Genomic DNA, 19,475 nt, shown 5'->3' on the forward strand with positions numbered 1-19,475 from the left:
GCACTACCCCAAATTCGTATTCTGGGACACGTCAGTCTTTTCTGCGGCGGCACGCCGGCCGTAGAGTCGATCGATATCCCGAGCATAGCAGCGTGCGACCCGGCGCCGACGGATTTTGTCGGTCGGCCCGACCAGGCCGTTGTCCTGCGTCCAGCGATCAGTAGTCACCGCCACCCGCCGAATCTGGGCATGCGCCGGGAAGCTGTTGGTCAACTTGGCCAGCCGCTCGATGAAATAATTCTCGAGCCGTGGGCTGCGGAGACTTTCGGCCAGCCCGGGATCGAGACCCAGCCGGCGCATGATCGGCGTCAGCCGATGCGCCGGACAGCTCACCACTGCCGACAGCACCGGCCGCGCCTCACCGACCACGATCGCGCGCGTGACCAACGGATCCAGCCGCAGGGCATGCTCGATCGGTTCGGGCGAGGCTTTCTCGCCGGAAGTCATGACGATGATCTCTTTCATCCGACCGGTCAGATACAGCCGTTTTTTGTCTAGACGACTGACCTTGTCGCCGGTATGCAGCCAGCCGCCGGCCGACAGCACCCGAGCGGTCGACTCTGCGTCGTTCCAGTACCCGCGCATCACGCCCGGCGAGCGCACCAGCAATTCGTTGTCGGGGCCGATCTTGGTGGCCACACCGCCGATCACCAGGCCGACGCTGTCGAGTTCGTTGTCATGGACGCGATTGACGCTGACCACCGGCCCGGCCTCGGTTAGCCCGTAGCCCTGTAGGATCGGCAGCCCAAGCCCCGCCAGCGTGCGCGCCACCGGATACGGCAGGGCGGCTGCGCCCGAGACTGCCACCTGCATCTGGGCCCCGAACAGGCGTAGGCAACGGCGGGCAACCAGATAGCGCAGCGCCGGCCAAGCCAGATGGCTGGCATGAAATCGTTCCCGGCCCTGCTCGCGTTCATAGACCGAAGCCCCAATATTGATCGTGGCCACGATCAGCCGGCGTACGATTTTCGGCCGGCGTGCCATCCAGCGCGACAGCTCGACATAGAAGCGCTCGTAAACCCGCGGCACGCCAACCAGCGTGGTCACCGGCTCGCGCGCGAGCGTCAGCCCTAGAAAACGCGGATGCCGACAGAACACGATCCGGGCGCCGGTGATCATCGCCCGATAGGCATCGACCACCCGCTCGTAGCTGTGTGCCAGCGGCACATAGGACAGCGCGCATTCCGCCTCGACGGCTGGCAGCGCATCCGCTACGGCCTGGGCGTTGAACAGCAGATTGGCATGGCTGAGCATCGCGCCCTTGGCCCGTCCCTGGGAGCCCGAGGTATAGATCAGGCTGGCCAACTCATCGGCCGCCGGCGGCTGATCCGGCGGCTCGGGCTGGCTATCGGCACCGGCCAACGCATCGTCGGCGCTATGTATACGCGCATCGGCATCGCGATCGCCGGTGAACACCAGCGCGCTCGCCAGCGATTCGCAGGCATCGACCGCCAGAATCCGAGCCACCCAGCGCGCCTTGACGGCAATCAGCACGCGTGCGCCGCTATCGCCGAGCAAGTGGGCATTGCTGGCTGGCGTATCGGCACAAAACAGCCCGACCGTGACAGCCCCAAGGCTCATCGCCGCCTGGTCGACACACAACCACTCCGGCGAGTTGCGCAGCATGATCGCGACCCGGTCGCCGCGGTGTACGCCGCAGCCATGCAGCACTCGCCGCCAAGCCGCGACCCGCGCGCTCGCCTGCCCCCAGGTCAGCTCGCGCCAGACATGCTGGCGCGGCGAATAGAACCGATACGCCACTGCCTCCGGCGAGGCCGCGACCCGCGCCTCGAACAACTCGCACAGCGTGCTCGCTGATTCACGCGCGATCCAATGCGCAGGGCGCGCTTCAGTGATCGAGGGGCTCACGATACAACCAGGCCGCGCGGCGAGCATGGGCCGCCGCATCGGCTGTTTCGTCGACGCTCAAATGCCATTCCGGCGCGGCATCCCCGGCCAGCGTGATTTCGCGCACCAACAGCCGATCGCCCCGGAACAGATGCACCCGCAGGGCCGCGCCGGCCGGATAGCGCGCCAGCTGACGCGCCAGCTCGTGGCCGACCGCAATACCGTCGAAGGCGATCATGCGATCGCCGGGCGACACCCCGGCGCGCTGGGCCGGACCGTCGTCGAGCACATGCTGGATCAACGCCGGCCGGGCCGGATCGCTGGCCAGCAGCAGCCCCATGCGCCCACGAATGATCGATTCATCATCGGTCGCCGGCTCGGCCAGGGCGCGAATCCCGAAATCGCCGAGATAATCCGCCCAAGGCGCATCGGCTGTGGTGGCGAGATGAAAGGCGAAAAACTCGGCCAGATCCAGCCCCGATAATTCACTGGCCAGATCGGCGAGGCCGTTTTCCGGCACCGGGATATTCTCGGCGCCGTAGCGCTGCCAAGCCGCGCGCATGACCGTATCCAGTGACACCCGGCCTTCGGTTTCCAGACGCAGCTTCAAATCCAGTCCCAACGCCAGCTGGGCGCCCTTGCCGTAGTAGCTGACCACCGCATTGGGCGTGTTCTCGTCTGGCTTATAGAACTTCAGCCAAGCGTCGAAGGACGATTCGGCCAGGCTCTGGCGATGACGCCCGGGGGTGCGCTCGATCCGGGTGGCCAGCTTGGCCAGTCGATCGAGGTAGGCCTGTTCGTTGATCACCCCGGCCCGTACCAGCCCGAGATCGTCGTAATAAGAGGTGACCCCCTCATACGCCCATAGATCGCGAAAATAGGCTTCTTGGGATAGATCGGACTCGGCCACCGCCTGCGGCCGGATCCGCTTGACGTTCCAGAGATGGAAGTATTCGTGGCTGCATAGCCCGAGCAGGGTTTCATAGGCCGGATCGCGCTTGCCGGTCGCGGCCACCCGCGCCGCACTCGGCAAAGCGTTACGCCCGACATCCAGCACGCTGGACTCGCGATGCTCCAGGCCGCCGAAGCCGCTATCAGTGACCTGGGCCAGAAACAGATAGCGCCGGGCCGGCAAAGCATCGAAAACGGTCGTCTGGGCTTCGCAAACCGCTGCCAGATCGATGGCCAACTGGCGGGTATCGGCATCGTGGCTACCCAGCAGCACGAACGCATGCGCCACCCCGCGCACTTCGAAGGCCACCGATTCGATCGCCGCGCCCATCGCCACCGGGTGATCCACCAGATCCCAGTAGCTCGACGCCTGATAGTCGCCAAAGCCGCGCTCATCGATTTCGGCGGCATCGAGGGTCGTCACCGTGGACCAGTCATGGCCTTCGGGCCTGAGCAGGCGTACCCGGACCGGCCACTGTTCGGCGCCAGCCGGGCGCAGCGCCAGGGAGGTGAAATTGAAAAAACCGCGCATGTCGTCGACGAACGCAGCCCGGACCGACGGATCGTGGGCATAGAACTCACAGCGCACGCGCAACCGCTCGCCGTTCGCCTGCACCTCCCAGCTGCTGCGATCGACCGCGGTCACCGTCAGCGCCGCGCCGTTTTCGCCGAAGGCGTCAATCGAGAGCAGATGACGCGCAAAATCGCGGACCACATAGCTGCCTGGAATCCAGGTCGGCAAATGCAGCCGCTGCGGCTGCTCGGCGCTGGCGGCCATCTCCAGGTCGACGACGAACCGATGCGCTGCCGGGTCGACCGGTATCACGGTGTAGTCGAGAGTACTCATGCCTTGTTCGGGTGCATGCGGTCCGGTCCCTGTTCGAATCATCGGTTAGTGTACGGGCTCGGCTTGGCCCTGCCCACGCCGGCTACCAGCGCACAACGTCCAGACCGAGCCCTCCGACCTGATGAAAAAGCCGCTTGGACGGGCATACCGCCACCCCGTGTTCAGCCCAGGACAACAGCGGCAGATCGGCATGTGAATCGGAATAAGCCGCCACATCCTCGCCGCTTTCCGGTATCCCGTCGAGCGCTTTCACGCGCCGCAGTTTTTCTTCGTCGCGACAGTTCTCGCCATCCATACCCACCAGCCGGCCGCGGCTGTTCCAGGCCACCCGGGTCGCCAGTACCTCGTGAATCTCGAGCTTCTCGGCGATGCGCTGGACATAGACATCGAAACTCGCCGAGGCCAGGATCACGCGCACGCCTTGGCGCTGATATTCACGGAGCTGGGCTAGCCCCTGTTCGCGCATCGCTTCGACTAACAGATCATCGACGAAACGCTCGGTCCACTCAGCGACCCGGTCCCGCGGCTCGCCGCCCAGAAAGGCGCGCAGCATGGTGGTCTTGAGCCAAGTACGATCCCCCCAGCGCCAGAACTTGAGCAGACTCAGGGGCAGCCGCCAAAGCCACAGGCTGCGGCGTTTTCGGTGATAGCGCAGATAGCCGATGATAAACGGCAGGAATGTGTCGTATTCCGTGAGCGTGACATCGAGATCGAACACGGCGATGCGGGGCGAAAAAGACAAGGCGGCGCTCAGTCCGGCGAAACTTGGTCACCCAGCTTAGCCTATCGGCCCCGGGCGAGGCCTATAGCATCTTGCAAAGCGCTGGTTTCATCCCGACTATCGGCGCATTGTCTACCGCCGAGCGCCCGCCATGCGCAGCCCCCGTCAACCCAGCCCTGCTCAGCATCGGGCCCTGGCCGCCCGGCTTGGCGCCGGCCTGCGCCGCGACGTCCCGCTGGCCGACAAGACCAGTTTTGGCATCGGCGGCCCAGCAAGGCTGTATTTCGAGGCCACCACCCCGGAGGCCCTAGCCACCGCGGTACGCGTAGCGCGCGAACTCGATATCGATTATTTCCTGCTCGGTGCCGGCGCCAACATTCTGATCGGCGACCGCGGCTTCGCCGGCCTGGTGATCGCCAACCAAGCCCGCGGCATTACGGTAGCCGGCACCCGCGTGCATGCCGCCAGTGGCGCGCTGATCTATCCGGACGTGATCGACGCCGCGGTCGGCCACAACCTGTCCGGCCTGGAGCACTATGTCGGCATTCCCTCGACCGTAGGCGGCGCGCTCTGGCAGAACTTGCATTTCCTGTCGCCCGCACCGAGCCGGGAACGCACCATGTTCATCGGCGAGGTACTGGAATCGGCCGATATCCTGACCGCCGACAATCAGCGCCGTACCGTGGATGTCGATTATTTCGAATTCGGCTACGACCAGTCGGTATTACACCAACGCGATGATGTCGTGCTGTCCGCCACTTTCGAGCTCGAATCCGGCCACGGCGAAGCCCTGGCGCGGATCATGGACGAAAACCTGCGCTGGCGCGCCGAGCGCCATCCGCCGCTGGATACCGAACCCTCGGCCGGCTCGATTTTCCGCAAGATCGACGGCATCGGTGCCGGTCGACTGATCGACGAGGCCGGCCTCAAGGGCATGGTCTGTAACGACGCCCAGATCTCACCGCGGCACGCCAATATCATCATCAATCGCGGCGCGGCACGGGCCGCCGATGTCTGTGCGTTGATCATGTACGCACAAAAAGCGGTGGAAGCCGCCACCGGCTACTGGCTGACCCCGGAAATATCCTTCGTCGGTGATTTCGGGCCGGTCGCGCGTATCCAGCAGCCGGCCTTTGCCTAGCGCCGGCGGACGCCACGGGCGCCTCCAAGCCAAGCGTTTCTTACAACTAACGAGGAGCAACCCAACGCGCCGCTGCGTCATTGCATAACCCAAACCAGCCACAATGCAGGCCAGCGTATTGTGGCCCGTTGCGCGCCTGTTCCTTCAATGGCACCAGACTGCGGCGTAGCGTGTCTGCGCGGTGAGGCCTCACGATCTCGCGCTCCATGCCTTACCGAACGCGATCGGCGAACGCCAAGGCAGCGCCTACACGGCACATCAACCGCCCCACGCTCGACTGCGGTTTGCCGCAACGCCACATGGCGCATCGCGAACGCGGCACGCCGTCATGGGCGGCTCGCGCCTGGCCCTGCTCGATGGGCGCAACGCCCGCTGCACGTATGCACTCGAGCCGAAAACTGATCCTTTCGGATAGTTCCCGTGCGCCGACGATCGTGCTACACCGCGGACATGAGCCTGCCCGCCGGAATCGTTCGTGCATCGCCATCCCTATCGCCCACGTTACGAGCTGGCCACCCATTCGGTCACCAACCAGCCACCGGCGCTGGTCGACTACAACGCCTTCGAAACCGATCGCGCCCTCAAGGCCGCGCTGCTGCGCGAAGGCGGCGACTGGGGCTGGGCCGCAGCCTCGGCCTACGGCGCGATCGCGGGCAGCGAACTGCTGGCGATCGGCTTTACGGCCAACGAGAACCCGCCGAAACTACGTGCCTTCGATCGCTACGGCGCGCGCATCGACGAGGTCGAATTCCATCCGACCTATCATCGCGCCATGCAGCTGGCCAAGGAACATGGCCTACATGCGCTGAGCTGGACCGCCGAACGCCCCGGCGCCCAGGTGGTGCGCAGCGCGCTGTATTATCTACACGGCCAGTTCGAAGCCGGCACCGCCTGCCCGATCACCATGACCCATGCCGCGATCCCGGTGCTTGCGCGGCACCGGCCGATCGGCGCGCGTTGGCTGGCTGGCGTGCTGGCCACAGCCTACGATCCACGCGCCCTGCCGGCGGCCGACAAAACCGGACTGACTGTCGGCATGGGCATGACTGAAAAACAAGGCGGCTCCGATGTGCGCAGCAATACCACCGTCGCCACCCCGGCCGGCGGCGGCCGGTTCCATCTGCGTGGTCATAAATGGTTTTTCTCGGCGCCGATGTGCGATCTGTTTCTGGTGCTGGCCCAGGACGAAGACGGGCTGTCCTGCTTCGTGCTGCCGCGTTGGACCGCCGACGGCCAGCGTAACGCCATCGAAATTCAGCGCCTCAAAGACAAACTCGGCGATCACTCGAATGCCTCTTCCGAGGTCGAGTTTCGTGATGCCGAAGCTTGGCGCATCGGTGAACCGGGGCGCGGCGTGGCGACTATCATCGAAATGGTGGCCCAGACCCGGCTCGACTGCATGCTCGGCTCGGCCGCGCTGATGCGCCAGGCCAGCACCCAGGCCATCCACCACGCGCGCCACCGCGAAGCTTTCGGCCAGCGGCTGATCGATGCACCGCTAATGCAGGAAGTCCTGGCCGACCTGGCCCTGGAGTCCGAGGCTGCCATTGCCTTGGCGATGCGCCTGGCACGAGCCTTTGAAGCCGCCGACGCGCATGAAACCCAGCTGGCCCGGCTCGCAACGCCAGTTGGCAAGTACCTGATCTGCAAGACCGCTCCTGCCATGATCAACGAAGCCCAGGAGTGTCTGGGCGGGGCCGGCTACGTCGAGGAATCGATTCTGGCCCGGCTGTACCGCCAAGCACCGCTGAACTCGATCTGGGAAGGCTCGGGCAGCGTTCAGTGCCTGGATATGCTGCGCGCACTAGAGCGCAACCCCGACGCCTGGTCGGCCATGCAGACCGAACTCGCCGCCGCGGCTGGGCGCCACCCGGCTTTCGACCGCCACTGTCAAACCCTCGAGGCCGAGCTGCCCGAGCTGGCATCGAACCCGGCAACCGCTCGGCAGCTTGCCGAACGGATCGCCCGCGCTCTGCAGGCCGCGATTCTTCTGACTTCCGAGACCCCCTGGGTAGGCGAAGCCTTTTGCGACGCCCGGCTCGGCCCACGCAGGGCATACAGCTACGGCACGGCCGGCCTGGGGGCTGCGGCCAACGAACTGGTCGAACGCGCAGGCATCAATTGAGCGCCCGACAAAGCGCGCCGACCTAGATAATCTTGACTACTGAATATCGATCGACAACAATATCGAGCTTTCCTATTAGCAAGCCTGCGGCGTGTCGATCTCTCTGCCCGAATCCATTCGTGCCCGTCTGCCCTATCTATTGGCCCGTGCCCACCACCGTCAGGTGGATGTTTTCGACCGGTATACCGCAGCGTTCGAGATCTCCGGCCGCGAGTATGCCGTGATGCTGCTGCTGGAGGCCCACGAACGGCTCTGGCAGAGCCAGATCGCGGAGGCGCTGAACCTGGACCGTACGACAGTGACCTATCTCGTCGACGCGCTAGAAAAACGCGGCTGGGCAGCACGCAATCGCGACCCGGCCGATCGCCGTGCCCATGTGGTCGGTCTGACCCCGACCGGCCAACAGGCCCTGGCCGAAATCCAGCCGGCCGTGGCCGACGCCAAAAACGAAATGCTCGCCCCGTTGTCCGAGGCCGAACAGGATCAACTGCGCGATCTGCTGACCCGACTCATTTCGGAGGACGCATGACGGACTGCCTGCAACGAATCGGGATCGCCGCTGCGCTGATCACCGCCTGCGCAACGCCGACCCAAGCGGCGGACCCGCCACAGTCAACGCCCACCGGAACGTCACCGACGACACCGCGCGCGCTATCGCTGACCGCAGCAATCGACCATGCCCTGTCGAGCAACGTCGATACGCTCCTCGCCCAGGCCCGTAAAAACGAAGCGGCCGGCCAGCGGGTCACGGCCCGGTCGGCGTTTCTGCCGCACCTATCCGGCCAGGTCAGCGAAACGCGCCAGAAAACCAACCTAGCCGCGCAGGGCTTCGATTTCGGCTCCGATACACTGACCAGCGGCAACGGCCAAAACAATGGCCAAGGCAATTCGGCGGCCGGACTGGGCGTGGATTTTCCGACCACGGTCACCTACAACAACTTCGATGCCCGGGCCCGGCTGCGCCAGACGCTATTCAATTACAGTGCCTGGCAGGACTATCAAAGCGCCAAGCTCGGCGAACAGGCCGCCGACGACCGACTCGCCGTTGCCCGCGAACAGGTGGCCACCCAGGCCGAGCTGGACTATGTCACGACCCTGGCCCGGCGCCGGGCCGTGGATGCCGCCCGGGCCAACGTGAACCAGGCCAAAACCCTACTGAAGCTGGCCCGTGACCAGGAACAGGTCGGCGTGGCCACCGGCGTGGATGTCACCCGCGCCCGGGCGCGTCTGGCCCGCGACCGGGCCGAACTGGCCCAGCGCCAAACCGAGCGGACCCGGGCCGAGATCCAGCTTGCGCGTACGGTGGGTCTGCCGCTCGACAGTCAGCTGAAGCTGACCGACGACTTGGTGTTCCGGCCGCTGCCGCTTGGCCCGCGCCGCCAGGCCTTGCAAAACGCACTCGGGGCGCGCCCGGAAATCAACATCGCGCGCACCCGCATCGCACGTGGCGAACGCGATCTCGCCTCGGCCCGCGGCCAGCGCCTGCCGACCCTATCGGTCGAGGCCAATTACGGCTCCTCCGGCAACACGCCCGGCACCAACGACCGCCCGACCTATGCGATCGGGGCGAGTTTGAATCTGCCGATCTTTGCCGGCGGCCAGATCTCGGGCCAGATCGACTCGGCCGCCAGCCGGCTCAGCCAACAACGTATCCGCCTGCGCGATACCCGCGACCAGGTCGAGCAGGACGTGCTGACCTCGCGTCGAACCCTGCAGACCCTGGCTGAGCGCGTCCGTTCCGCACGTGCCAACCTGACCCTGGCCAAGCAAGAACTCTCGCGAGCCCAGGACCGATTCGCCCACGGCGTTGGCGACAACGTCGAAGTGGTCAATGCCCAGGCCAGCCTGGCCGATGCGCGCAATAGCCGCATCGACGCCCTGGCCGAGTACACTCGTGCCCGCATCAACCTGGCCGCCGCCCTCGGCCGAGCCCAGCAATTCAGTCTTTCCCAACCGATGACCCCATGAGCTCGAGCGACGAGATACACAACACTCCCGAGACCTCTGCGACCTCGCCCAAGAACAATCACAAAGCCCGCCGGGTGGCGCTCATCGCCGTCATCCTGCTGGTAGTCGTGGGCCTGGCTTGGATCGCTTGGTGGTTTCTCCATCGCGACCAGGTCTCGACCGACGATGCCTATGTTCGCGCCGATATCGCCCAAATCGCGCCACGGGTGACCGGCACCATCGCCCAGGTCTTCGTGCGCGACAACGAGCACGTGGCCAAGGGCGATGTGCTGTTCACGCTCGATCCGGCTGATTTCAAGGCTGCGCTGTCCGAGGCCGAGGCCAATCTACAGGCCGCCCGGGCCTCCTATACCGCCAGCCAGCAGGATCTATCGGTGACCCGACAGACCAGTTCCGCGGACATCGACAACGCCCGCGCGGCCTTGGAATCGGCCCAGGCCGAAGCCGAGCGGGCCGAGGCCGACGCGGAGCGCTATCGGGCGCTGTACAAAAAACACGAGGTCTCGAACCAACAGCTCGATCAGATGAATACCCAGGCCAAGTCGGCCGATGCCCAGGTCCGCCAGGCCCGCGCGCAGTTGGCCCAGGCCAAGGCTTCGCCGGATCGTATCGAGCTCAAAAAGTCCCAGGCCTCATCGGCCAAGGCTCGGATCGCCCAGGCCAAGGCCCAGGTCGAGCAGGCTCGGCTGAACCTGTCCTATACCGAAGTCCGGGCGCCGCATGCCGGCAAGATTGCTCAGAAGTCGGTAGTGCCCGGCAGTCAGGTCAGCGCCGGCCAGTCGGCCATGGCATTGGTGCAGACCGACCCCTGGGTGGTGGCGAACTTCAAAGAGACCCAGCTCGACCGGGTGCGCCCCGGACAGCCGGTTAACATGGAAATCGATGCCTACCCGGGGCGTGAATTCGACGGCCGGGTAGAATCTATCCAGGCCGGCACCGGGGTGACGTTCTCGCTGCTGCCGCCGCAGAACGCGACCGGCAATTTCGTCAAAATCGTGCAGCGGGTGCCGGTTAAAATCATCTTCTCCAAGCCGGACCAGCTCGAGGGGCTGAATGTCTCGCCGGGCATGTCGGTGGTGCCGACCGTCAATGTCGCAGGCGATATCAAGATGCTGGATCGCTCAGACATTCCGGCCACCGAGACCGCGGCCGCCCGATGAGCGATAACGCGGCCCCCGCCCAGCCGGCGGCGATCGCGAACCAGGCCGAATATCCCGCCGGCCGCTGGCTGATCGCCGCGGTCGTCGGCCTGGCAGCGTTCATGGAGGTGCTCGACATCTCCATCGCCAACGTATCGCTAACCCATATCGCCGGTTCCCTATCGGCCAGTCAGGACGAAGCGACCTGGGTCCTGACCGCCTATCTGGTAGCCAATGCGATCGTGCTGCCGATCTCGGGCTGGTTCTCTCAGGTGTTCGGCCGCAAACGCTTTTTCATCGGCTCGATCATCTGCTTTTCGATCGCCTCGCTGGCCTGTGGCATGGCGCCCTCGCTGGAATGGCTGGTGGTGTTCCGCATCATTCAGGGGGCGGCCGGCGGCGGCCTGCAGCCGGTCTCGCAGGCGGTGCTGGCCGACTCTTTCCCAGCGCGCGAACGCGGTATGGCGTTTTCGATCTACGGCATAGCCGTGGTGTTCGCGCCGGCGATCGGCCCGACCCTCGGCGGCTGGATTACCGACAATGTGAGCTGGCACTGGATCTTTTTGCTCAACGTGCCCGTCGGCATCGTGCTCACCATTCTGGCCTGGCTGCTGGTACACGACTCCACGGCCTACGAAAAAGCCCGCAAGGCCAAACTGGCCGACAGCTTCCGGATCGACTACATCGGCTTTGCGCTGCTGATCGTCGGCCTGGGCTGTCTGCAGATCATGCTCGACAAGGGCCAGGATGACGACTGGTTCTCGTCGAGCTTCATTACCACCATGGCGGTGATGTCGGCGCTGTCGCTGATCGCCTTGGTGATCTGGGAGCCCTTCCAACGCCATCCGATCATCGATCTATCGCTGTTCCGCTACCGGAATTTCGCGGTCGCCAACGTGATGATGTTCATGCTCGGCTTCGTGCTGTTCGGCTCGACCCTGCTGATTCCCCAGTTCGTCCAGCAGGTGCTCGGCTATACCGCGACCCTGGCCGGACTGGTAATTTCGCCGGGCGGGCTGGTGATCGTAGTGATGATGCCGATCGTGGGCATGCTCTCGGGCAAACTCGATACCCGCTGGATGGTCGGTAGCGGCCTGGCGATGGTCTCGATCTCGATGTTCCATATGACCGGCTTCAACCTGGACAGCTCGTTCGGCCAACTGGTATTCGCGCGCTGCCTGCAGACGCTGGGCCTGGCGTTCATCTTCATCCCGGTCACCAGCATCTCCTATGTCGGCGTGCCGGCCGACAAGACCGATCAGATCTCGGCGATGGTCAATCTAACCCGCAATATCGGTGGTAGCGTCGGTATCTCGCTGGTCACGACCTGGCTGGCGCGACGCGGCGACTATCATCAGAACATGCTGGTGGACACGGTCACGCCCTACGACCATCAAACCCAGGCGCTGTTGCAGCAACTGACCCAGCACTTCATGGCCGCGGGGGCCGCCATGGACGAGGCCCGACGCCAGGCACAGGCTACGATCGCCAACCTGGTCTCGGAGCAGGCCCAGCTGATGTCCTATCTCGACGACTACTGGATTCTCGGCGTAATCATCGCCTGCCTGGTGCCGCTATCGCTACTCATGTCCTCCGGTAAGGAAGAGCACGACAGCGACACGCCGCCGGCCCACTGAGCCGGCCGGTAACATGCGGCGCCGCCCAACAGGCGGCGCCGTGTGGCTCAGGCGTGGACCCGGTCGAACAGCGGCGACGGCGCCAGCCGTCTCAGTTCGCCGCGCACCCGCTGACGGCGTTCGGCCTCGCGGTCGATTTCGCAAGTCAGATACCACAGCTGCCGGGCCTGCTCATCGGTCAGCCCAGCAAAGACCAGCCCGGCCTGGGTTGCCGCACCGGCATGGGCCGCGATGTCGCGGATGCGCCCGCCAAAGAGCCATTCGTCGCCGTTGGGGAACGTCAGACGCAGGTTGATCGGTTCTTCGAGTTCCAGTGGCGTCGAGTTCGCATTCAATGCCAGCCGACAGCCGCCCACCGACAGATCCACTAAAAGCCCTTGTACGGCCGGCGCGCCTGGGCGCGCGAGTTTGGCGCGGACGACCATTTCCCCGGGGATCAGGCGCGCTCGCCAATCCTGGCGGGCATGACGCAGGGTCAGGCGCAGCGGCAGCCGGGTTCGCAGCGTCGGCCGGCCGGCTTCCGAATCCTGTAGGACCAGATCGCAGCGCATCGCCGAGGATACAAGATGCCCGGCCCGGCGACGGGCTTCGAGTTGCAGCATATCGCCGGCCGACACCGGCATGGCCGGGCTGGCATCGGCGCGTTGCCAAACCAGGCGCGGCGGATCGCCTCCGGTTTCGGTCAACACCACGTGATGGCTGCGTCCATCGGCAATCCCACGCAACAAGACCGGCTCGCTCTGATCGCGAAGATCGGCCAGCGTGGCCGCCACCGCGGCCGCATCGGTAATCAGCGTGTACGGGTTCTCGTCGGGCGCGGACATAGCGGTTCGATCAGAATACACAATGGCACCCTATCGGCCGCGTTCGTTTTAACTTGAGAGAGTTGCCTCGCCGACGACGGCCCGCCAACCGTCGTCGGCATCAACCGCCCGGCCCTGATCGGCTAGATGCAGCAGATGCGCCCGCACCTGCAGCACGGCCAAGGTCTTGAGGTGATCATAAAGCTGCGGATAAAGGACATCTGCGATCGTTTCCGGCGTCTGTGCGGTCTCGACCGACAGGGCAGCCACCACCTGAGCTTCGCGCTGCCGACGATGCGCCCTGACATCCGCGATCGTAGCCGCCGGATCGTCGATCATGCGGCCATGGGCCGGCGCGATACGGCGCAGATCAAGGGCAGCGACGCGCTCCAGCGTATTGAAATAGGCGCCCATATCGCCATCCGGCGGCAGAATCACGACCGTCGCATCGCTCATCAATGCATCGCCAGCCAGCAGAATACCGTGCTCCGGCAGCTCGAAGGCCACATGATCGGCGGCATGGCCCGGCGTATGGCGGGCCACCAACGATAATCCGCCGAAATCCAGGGTTTGCTCGTCGACCAGTTCGCGGTCGACATAGATCGGGCGATCGTGGTGTGCGAGTTCGCTCTTGGGCCAGGCATACACCGGCGCGCCGGTACGCTCGGCCAGCAACGCTGCGCCGCCGACGTGGTCGGGATGCCGATGGGTCAGACAAATCGCCGCCACATCGTTATTGCAGGCAGCGACCAACGACGCCAGATGGCTTTCGTCGTCGACGCCTGGATCGACGATCGCATACGGACCGTGGCCCACGATATAGCTATTGGTGCCCGGCCCGGTCATCGGCGATGGGTTCGGCGCGGTCAGACAGCGCAGCCCGGCGGTAATCGTTACCGGCTCAACGATGCGCTCTTTGAAAGCCATCATGTTTATTCCCCCAGGCGAGACCAGCCAGCGCGGAGGCGGTATCACCATAATACGTCAGTCGTTCCAGCGTGGCACGAGTTGGCGTCATCAGCCAACGTTCGCCGGCATCGGCTTGTGCGAGCGCGGTTTTCGGCCGAACCCATTCGGCGGCGACTGTTTCCCGGCCATCGGCAATCGCCGTCTGTCCCGCGGGCGCGGCCATGGCATAGAAACGCGTAGCATAGCGCCTGGGCCGCCCCGGCGGTGTCGTCCAGCTTGCAAAAGCCAGCGGCGCCGACAGATCCAAGCGTAAACCCAGTGCGGCGATTACGCCGGCCCAGTCGCGACGGCCACCGTTGAGCTCGGCACGCCAGGCCGAACTGAGCCCGGCATCGATCGCCGGCGCTGCGAACAACAGACCGGCTTCCTCGAAGCATTCGCGCAGCCCGGCCATACGCGCCGCCCCATCGGGCAGGCCAGCCGCGCGGGTCAGCTCGATATCAGCGGCATCCACCGCGCCGCCAGGAAACACATCGGCTTCGGCGCCAAAGACATGGCCGTGATGACGACGCAGCAGCAGGACCTCGAGCGCGCCGCCGTCATCGCGCAATACGACCACGGTCGCGGCGTCGCGAACGGCTACGGTGGACTGCGGATAGGGCCGGCTCGTCATATCGGCTAGGATACGCGCATTATCCGATCATCATTTCTCATGCATCGCGTATTCGTCTACGGCACGCTGCGCACCGGCGAAATCAATGCGGCGTGGCTGGCGAACGCCCGCCATCACGGGGCGGCGACCACCGAAGCCCGATTCACCTTGGTCGACACCGGCGCCTACCCGGCCGCCTTGGATTATGGGCGAACATCGATCGCCGGCGATCTCTACGCGGTCGATGCGGCGACCTTTGCTGATCTGGATACCCTGGAAGGCTATCCAGTGTTCTATACCCGCCGCCGAATCGCCACCTCGGCCGGCACGGCCTGGATCTATCTATGGGCTGCGACACGTAACCGCTACTGGCCGGTGATCGAATCCGGGGATTGGCCCCGCTACCGACAGAACCGCGCCTGAGTACGCGTCATAAGGAGCACCCACGTGAGCAGCACCGCCGAGCGAACACGTCCAGGCGACGGGCCGATCCGCGATTTCTACGACCTAATCACGGGCGATGAAAACGCCCGGGTCTGCAAGGATATCTCGGACTCCGCCTGTCGCGAACAACCAACCAATTTCTTCATCCATCTGGTATCCCTGTTTGCCAACAAGGCCGGCGATTTGGTGGCCAGCCCCAAACTGGTGCTGCCCTGGCTGATGGCGGTGCTCGGCGCGCCGACCTGGATGGCCGGCCTGCTGGTCCCGATCCGTGAGTCCCTGGCCTTGCTGCCGCAGCTGGTCATCGCCGGCTGGATGCGCGCCCATCCGGTTCGCAAGTGGTTCTGGGTCGGCGGCGCCGCCACCCAGGGGCTATCAGTACTGGCCATGATCGGTGCTGCCTTGGCCTTTGATGGCGCAGTCGCCGGCGGTCTGATTCTCCTGCTGTTGATCGTCTTCTCGCTCGGCCGCGGCGTATGCTCGGCCTCCTACAAGGACGTACAGGGCAAGACCGTCGCCAAGACACGGCGCGGCACGCTGTCCGGCTATGCCTCGAGCGCCGCCGGCGGACTCGCGGTACTGCTGGGCGCCGGGCTATGGCTGTTCGTGCCGGCCAGCGCCGACCTTGGCCCGATCCTGGCGTTGTTGGCATTGGCCGGACTGCTATGGGTAGCTGCGGCGATCGTGTTCGCGGCGCTGCGTGAATTTCCAGGGGCGACCGAAGGCGGCGGCAATGCTCTGAAAACCGCTGTCGCCAGTCTGTCGCTGATTCGGGACAAGCCGGCTTTCGGCCGCTTCATCGCAGTACGCGGCCTGCTCGTGGCCACTGCCCTGGCTGCGCCTTATTACGCCCAGCTCGCGCGAACGTCGGGCGGCGCAAGCCTGTCGCATCTGGCGATCCTGCTGCTGGTTAGCGGTCTTGCTTCGCTGGTTTCCGCCCCGTTCTGGGGCCGTTTTTCCGATTATTCCTCGCGTCAGGTGCTGATGCTGACCGGCGTGGCCGCTGCGGTACTCAACGTACTGATTGCCCTGGCCGTGGTCACTGGGCTCGGCGATGTGGCCGGGGTCTGGCCGTTCGCGGCCGGCTATTTCGTGCTCGCCGGCATCCATGCCGGGGTTCGGCTGGGCCGCAAGACCTATCTCACCGACCTCGGCAATCGCGACGACCGTGCGCAACTGACCGCGGTTGCCAATACGACGATCGGCGTGATCCTGCTGGTCGGCGGCGGCCTGATCGCCGCCATCGGCTCGGCCGGCCCAGCTGTGGCGGTCGCTGCCCTCACCGTGCCGGCCTTGCTCGCAGCCTGGCTAGCGCGCGGCCTGCCCGAGCTGGAACAGGCCGAATAAACGTTCAACCGCGAGCGGCGAGCGGGCGGCGGCTGCGGCCGTCGATCCGCTTGCACACTGCGGCCAAGGCCGCCCCAGACAGGTTGTGCCAGACCGAGAATACGGCTGCCGGCAACGCCGCCACCGGCGAGAAATATTGCTGGGCGAGTGCCACCGCGAGTCCGGAATTCTGCATCCCGACTTCGATGGCGATGGTACGCGCGACCACGCCATTGCGGGTCGCCAGCCAGGTCAGACCAAAGCCGGCGGCCACCCCGATGAGGTTGTGCACGATCACGGCCACGAGCACCAACGCCCCGAGGGTCGCGATCGAGGTGGCATTGATCGCGACGATGATCGCGATTACGGCACCGATCGCAGCGGCCGAGCCCAAGGCACACCAGCCGTCCCGATCGCGCCAGCGATCACCGATCAGGCGATTGACGAGCATGCCGCCAGCCACCGGCGCGACCACGATTTCAGCGATCGAAATCAGCATCGAGGCCACCGGCACCGGCACGTGCGTACCGGCATATAGCCAGGTCAAAAGCGGCGTGGCCAAGACCGACACCAAGGTAGCGATGCTGGTAAGCGTGATCGACAGCGCGACATCGCCACCGGCCAGGAAACTGATCACGTTGGAGGCTGTACCGCCGGCGACGCTGCCGACCAGAATCATGCCCAGCGCGAGCTGATCGGGCAGACCAAGCAGCTGCGCGATGACATAGGCCACGGCCGGCATCAGCCCGAACTGTAGCGCCAAACCCAGAATCACCACCGGCCAGCGCTGCAGCGCACGCGTGAAATCGGCCGGCCGCAGCGTCAGCCCCATGCCGAACATGATCACGATCAACAACGGCACGATCAGGAACTGGCCCGGCTGAAACAGGCCCGGCAGCAGATAGCCGGCCAGCGCCAAAACGCCAGCCCAGAGTGGAAATACGACGGCAATGCGAGCCGGGCTCGGGGTATTCATAACAATCAACTCGCGGCAGGTCGTCCCGAACCGCCGCCGGCGTTCCGAGACCTTTCAAACGCACGTAGCGTAGCGCCGACGCCCTCGTCGGCCAAGCCCTTGGGCAGTGCGTGTCGAGATTGCGCGCGAGCCGTTGCCACAGGCTGTTTAGCTACCCGCCGTGGCGCCGCGAATGCAGCCTCGCTGCGTAACGTCAGTGAGTGGCAACCCTGGATTGCGGCCCAACAACCGTTGTTTCCGAAGGGTTACGCCCTAGATCGCGGCGCGGCCGGCGGTCAGCAATGGATCTAGGCCGCTCGCCCGCAGCAGGACTGCCGTTTCATAGACTGGCAGGCCCATGACGGCCGAAAAACTGCCCGACAAATAGGACACGAACTGGCCAGCGTGGCCCTGGATCGCGTAGGCCCCGGCTGCGCCCTGGGGCTCGCCGGTCGCCCAGTAGGCTTCGATCGCGGCCTCGCTCAGAACATCCAGGCTCACCTCGCTGACCACCGCCGCGGTCTCGGTCACGCCTTCGGCGAACAGCGCCACGCCGGTGATGACGCGGTGCGTGGTGCCGCCCAGCGCGCTGAGCATCCGCTTGGCATCGGCTAGGTCACGCGGCTTGCCAAACGCTTCGTCGCCGAAAGCCACGACCGTGTCCGAGCCGAGAATACGCGCCCCAGGATAAGCAGCGGATAGCGCCTCGGCCTTGGTTCGTGCCAGGCGCTCGGCCAATGCCTCCGGGGTTTCGCCGGGGCGCGGGGTTTCGTCGATATCCGCGGGAATGGCGGTGAATGCCAGCCCGAGTTGTTCGAGCAACCGGGCGCGCTGTGGCGAGGCCGAGGCCAGAATCAGCGAACCATTCGTCATAAGGGCTCCACATGCTCGGCCAGCCGTCCGCTGGCCGCCAGATCGAAAAAGGCGTCGCGCATGAAACGCCCGGCGTCGACGGCCGTGCGCCACTCGCGCTGGCGGGCCGCATCGTTGCCGGCATGGCGATAGAAATCGCGCCGCTCGGGTACGGCTCCGCTGGCTAGGCGTTCGAACAACGTCGGACCCGGGCCGACCAACAATACATGCTCGGCAAACCGCGGACGCCGCCAGCGTAGTTTCTTGTCGAGCCAGCCGGGCACGAGCCGGGTATCGAAATGCGGCATCAACACGATCGGCGCGCTCGCAGACCGCGCCAGCAGTGGCTGATCGATGTGATAGTCGGTAATGCCGCCGTCGCGATACAGTCCGGCCGGCGCGCCAGCCGGATTGGCCACCGCCTGCATGATCAACGGCACATTGCCACTGGCAAAGATCGCATCGCGCAGGTTGGCCTCGGCCAGGGCCACGGTGCGACTTGGAATGCCGTCGTCGGCCCAAACCAGCGACCAGCCGTCGCGAGCGAACACTACACGCTCGAAAAAAGCCCCCAGCCAACGCCGCGACGCTACGTTGGCCAACCCCGCCATGCTGGTGCCAGCCGCCAACAACGCACGGCGATCGGTGGCAGTCACGCCACGCGAGCGTACGGTCAGGGCATGCAGGTGATAGCGCGGATGGGTCAGCACACCGCGGCGTACTTCGGCGGTCAGAATCGTATCCAGAATGCCGGCCAGGGTAGCCGTGATCTCGGCGGCATCCGGCTTCATGCTATAGCGCTGGCCGATATAGGCCTCGATCAGCGCATCGATGGCGGCGCCGGGATCACTCGGATGGCAAGCCGCTGCCCCGGCCCAGGCCCCGATCGAGGACCCGACGATCGGCAGCGGCGCCTCGCGCTCGGCGAACCAGTCGGTGAACAGGGCCCGGTAGAAGGCTGATATGGCCAGCCACTTCGGTCCACCCGCCGCACCAGCCAGCGCACCGATCCGATCCGGCGTCAGCGGTGCCTCGGCCAGGGCTGCGCGGGCCGAAGCGCCGGCCTTGAGGGTCAGAAAACGCGCGCTGTCAGTCATCGTGCCAGACGCAAAAACCGGCGTACCGCGGGCTGCGATACGCCGGCTGTGGCCATGCTC

General features: G+C 65.4%; 17 protein-coding genes. 8 read left to right on the plus strand and 9 right to left on the minus strand.

The features are described from left to right. Positions 1 to 3 precede the first annotated feature (3 nt). From V5738_RS15225 to V5738_RS15235, 3 genes are all read right to left on the minus strand, one after another. Positions 4 to 1,869 (minus strand): AMP-dependent synthetase/ligase, encoded by a 1,866-nt coding sequence (locus V5738_RS15225; protein WP_423821663.1) that lies wholly within the window; start codon positions 1,867 to 1,869, stop codon positions 4 to 6. Continuing rightward, the gene (locus V5738_RS15230) at positions 1,850 to 3,646 is read right to left on the minus strand and encodes a M61 family metallopeptidase (protein WP_423821664.1); all 1,797 of its coding nucleotides are present in this window, start codon (positions 3,644 to 3,646) and stop codon (positions 1,850 to 1,852) included. The genes V5738_RS15225 and V5738_RS15230 overlap by 20 nt, the downstream gene beginning before the upstream one ends. 82 nt (positions 3,647 to 3,728) lie before the next feature. Further along, on the minus strand, positions 3,729 to 4,388 hold the full coding sequence (locus V5738_RS15235) for an HAD family hydrolase (protein ID WP_423821665.1): 660 nt from the start codon (positions 4,386 to 4,388) through the stop codon (positions 3,729 to 3,731). A 130-nt stretch (positions 4,389 to 4,518) separates the two neighbouring features. Here V5738_RS15235 and murB point away from each other — a divergent pair, with 130 nt between their 5' ends. The 6 genes from murB to V5738_RS15265 all read left to right on the plus strand — a co-directional run bounded on the left by murB (position 4,519) and on the right by V5738_RS15265 (position 12,377). Continuing rightward, on the plus strand, positions 4,519 to 5,508 hold the full coding sequence (gene murB, locus V5738_RS15240; RefSeq protein WP_423821666.1) for a UDP-N-acetylmuramate dehydrogenase: 990 nt from the start codon (positions 4,519 to 4,521) through the stop codon (positions 5,506 to 5,508). A gap of 475 nt (positions 5,509 to 5,983) precedes the next feature. Then, on the plus strand, positions 5,984 to 7,633 hold the full coding sequence (locus V5738_RS15245; RefSeq protein ID WP_423821667.1) for an isovaleryl-CoA dehydrogenase: 1,650 nt from the start codon (positions 5,984 to 5,986) through the stop codon (positions 7,631 to 7,633). Positions 7,634 to 7,724: 91 nt separating this feature from the next. Continuing rightward, complete coding sequence (locus V5738_RS15250; RefSeq protein WP_423821668.1) at positions 7,725 to 8,162, plus strand: MarR family winged helix-turn-helix transcriptional regulator; 438 nt, start codon at positions 7,725 to 7,727, stop codon at positions 8,160 to 8,162. Further along, entirely contained in the window at positions 8,159 to 9,601 is a 1,443-nt protein-coding gene (locus V5738_RS15255; protein WP_423821669.1) for a TolC family protein, read from the plus strand. Before V5738_RS15250 ends, V5738_RS15255 begins: the two co-directional genes overlap by 4 nt. After that, positions 9,598 to 10,761: an HlyD family secretion protein gene (locus V5738_RS15260; protein ID WP_423821670.1), complete on the plus strand. Its 1,164-nt coding sequence runs from the start codon at positions 9,598 to 9,600 to the stop codon at positions 10,759 to 10,761. The genes V5738_RS15255 and V5738_RS15260 overlap by 4 nt, the downstream gene beginning before the upstream one ends. Then, entirely contained in the window at positions 10,758 to 12,377 is a 1,620-nt protein-coding gene (locus V5738_RS15265; RefSeq protein ID WP_423821671.1) for a DHA2 family efflux MFS transporter permease subunit, read from the plus strand. The genes V5738_RS15260 and V5738_RS15265 overlap by 4 nt, the downstream gene beginning before the upstream one ends. Positions 12,378 to 12,424: 47 nt before the next feature. Here the strand turns inward: V5738_RS15265 and V5738_RS15270 are convergent, their stop codons facing one another. Genes V5738_RS15270 through V5738_RS15280 form a run of 3 tightly spaced genes read right to left on the minus strand, consistent with a single transcriptional unit; the run spans position 12,425 to position 14,762 of the window. Further along, a complete protein-coding gene (locus V5738_RS15270) occupies positions 12,425 to 13,201 on the minus strand; it encodes a PilZ domain-containing protein (protein WP_423821672.1) in 777 nt (258 codons plus the stop codon). A 48-nt stretch (positions 13,202 to 13,249) separates the two neighbouring features. Then, positions 13,250 to 14,110 carry an MBL fold metallo-hydrolase gene (locus V5738_RS15275; protein WP_423821673.1) on the minus strand — a complete coding sequence of 287 codons (861 nt, stop codon included), beginning with the start codon at positions 14,108 to 14,110 and terminating at the stop codon, positions 13,250 to 13,252. Further along, positions 14,082 to 14,762, minus strand: a complete 681-nt coding sequence (locus tag V5738_RS15280; protein WP_423821674.1) for an NUDIX hydrolase — start codon at positions 14,760 to 14,762, stop codon at positions 14,082 to 14,084. Before V5738_RS15280 ends, V5738_RS15275 begins: the two co-directional genes overlap by 29 nt. Positions 14,763 to 14,801: 39 nt before the next feature. Between V5738_RS15280 and V5738_RS15285 the strand changes: the two genes are divergently transcribed. Beyond that, positions 14,802 to 15,164: a gamma-glutamylcyclotransferase family protein gene (locus V5738_RS15285; protein WP_423821675.1), complete on the plus strand. Its 363-nt coding sequence runs from the start codon at positions 14,802 to 14,804 to the stop codon at positions 15,162 to 15,164. 24 nt (positions 15,165 to 15,188) lie between these two features. After that, complete coding sequence (locus V5738_RS15290) at positions 15,189 to 16,532, plus strand: MFS transporter (RefSeq protein ID WP_423821676.1); 1,344 nt, start codon at positions 15,189 to 15,191, stop codon at positions 16,530 to 16,532. Between the two features lie 4 nt (positions 16,533 to 16,536). On the opposite strand, the gene V5738_RS15295 is transcribed toward V5738_RS15290, so the two are convergent. The 3 genes from V5738_RS15295 to V5738_RS15305 form a co-directional block, all read right to left on the minus strand. Then, positions 16,537 to 17,487: a bile acid:sodium symporter family protein gene (locus V5738_RS15295; protein WP_423821677.1), complete on the minus strand. Its 951-nt coding sequence runs from the start codon at positions 17,485 to 17,487 to the stop codon at positions 16,537 to 16,539. Between the two features lie 252 nt (positions 17,488 to 17,739). Continuing rightward, the gene (locus V5738_RS15300) at positions 17,740 to 18,339 is read right to left on the minus strand and encodes a Maf family protein (protein WP_423821678.1); all 600 of its coding nucleotides are present in this window, start codon (positions 18,337 to 18,339) and stop codon (positions 17,740 to 17,742) included. Beyond that, on the minus strand, positions 18,336 to 19,415 hold the full coding sequence (locus V5738_RS15305; RefSeq protein ID WP_423821679.1) for a hypothetical protein: 1,080 nt from the start codon (positions 19,413 to 19,415) through the stop codon (positions 18,336 to 18,338). Before V5738_RS15305 ends, V5738_RS15300 begins: the two co-directional genes overlap by 4 nt. Between the last annotated feature and the right edge of the window lie 60 nt (positions 19,416 to 19,475).

The organism is Salinisphaera sp. SPP-AMP-43, assembly GCF_049568105.1.
GTDB lineage: Bacteria > Pseudomonadota > Gammaproteobacteria > Nevskiales > Salinisphaeraceae > Salinisphaera.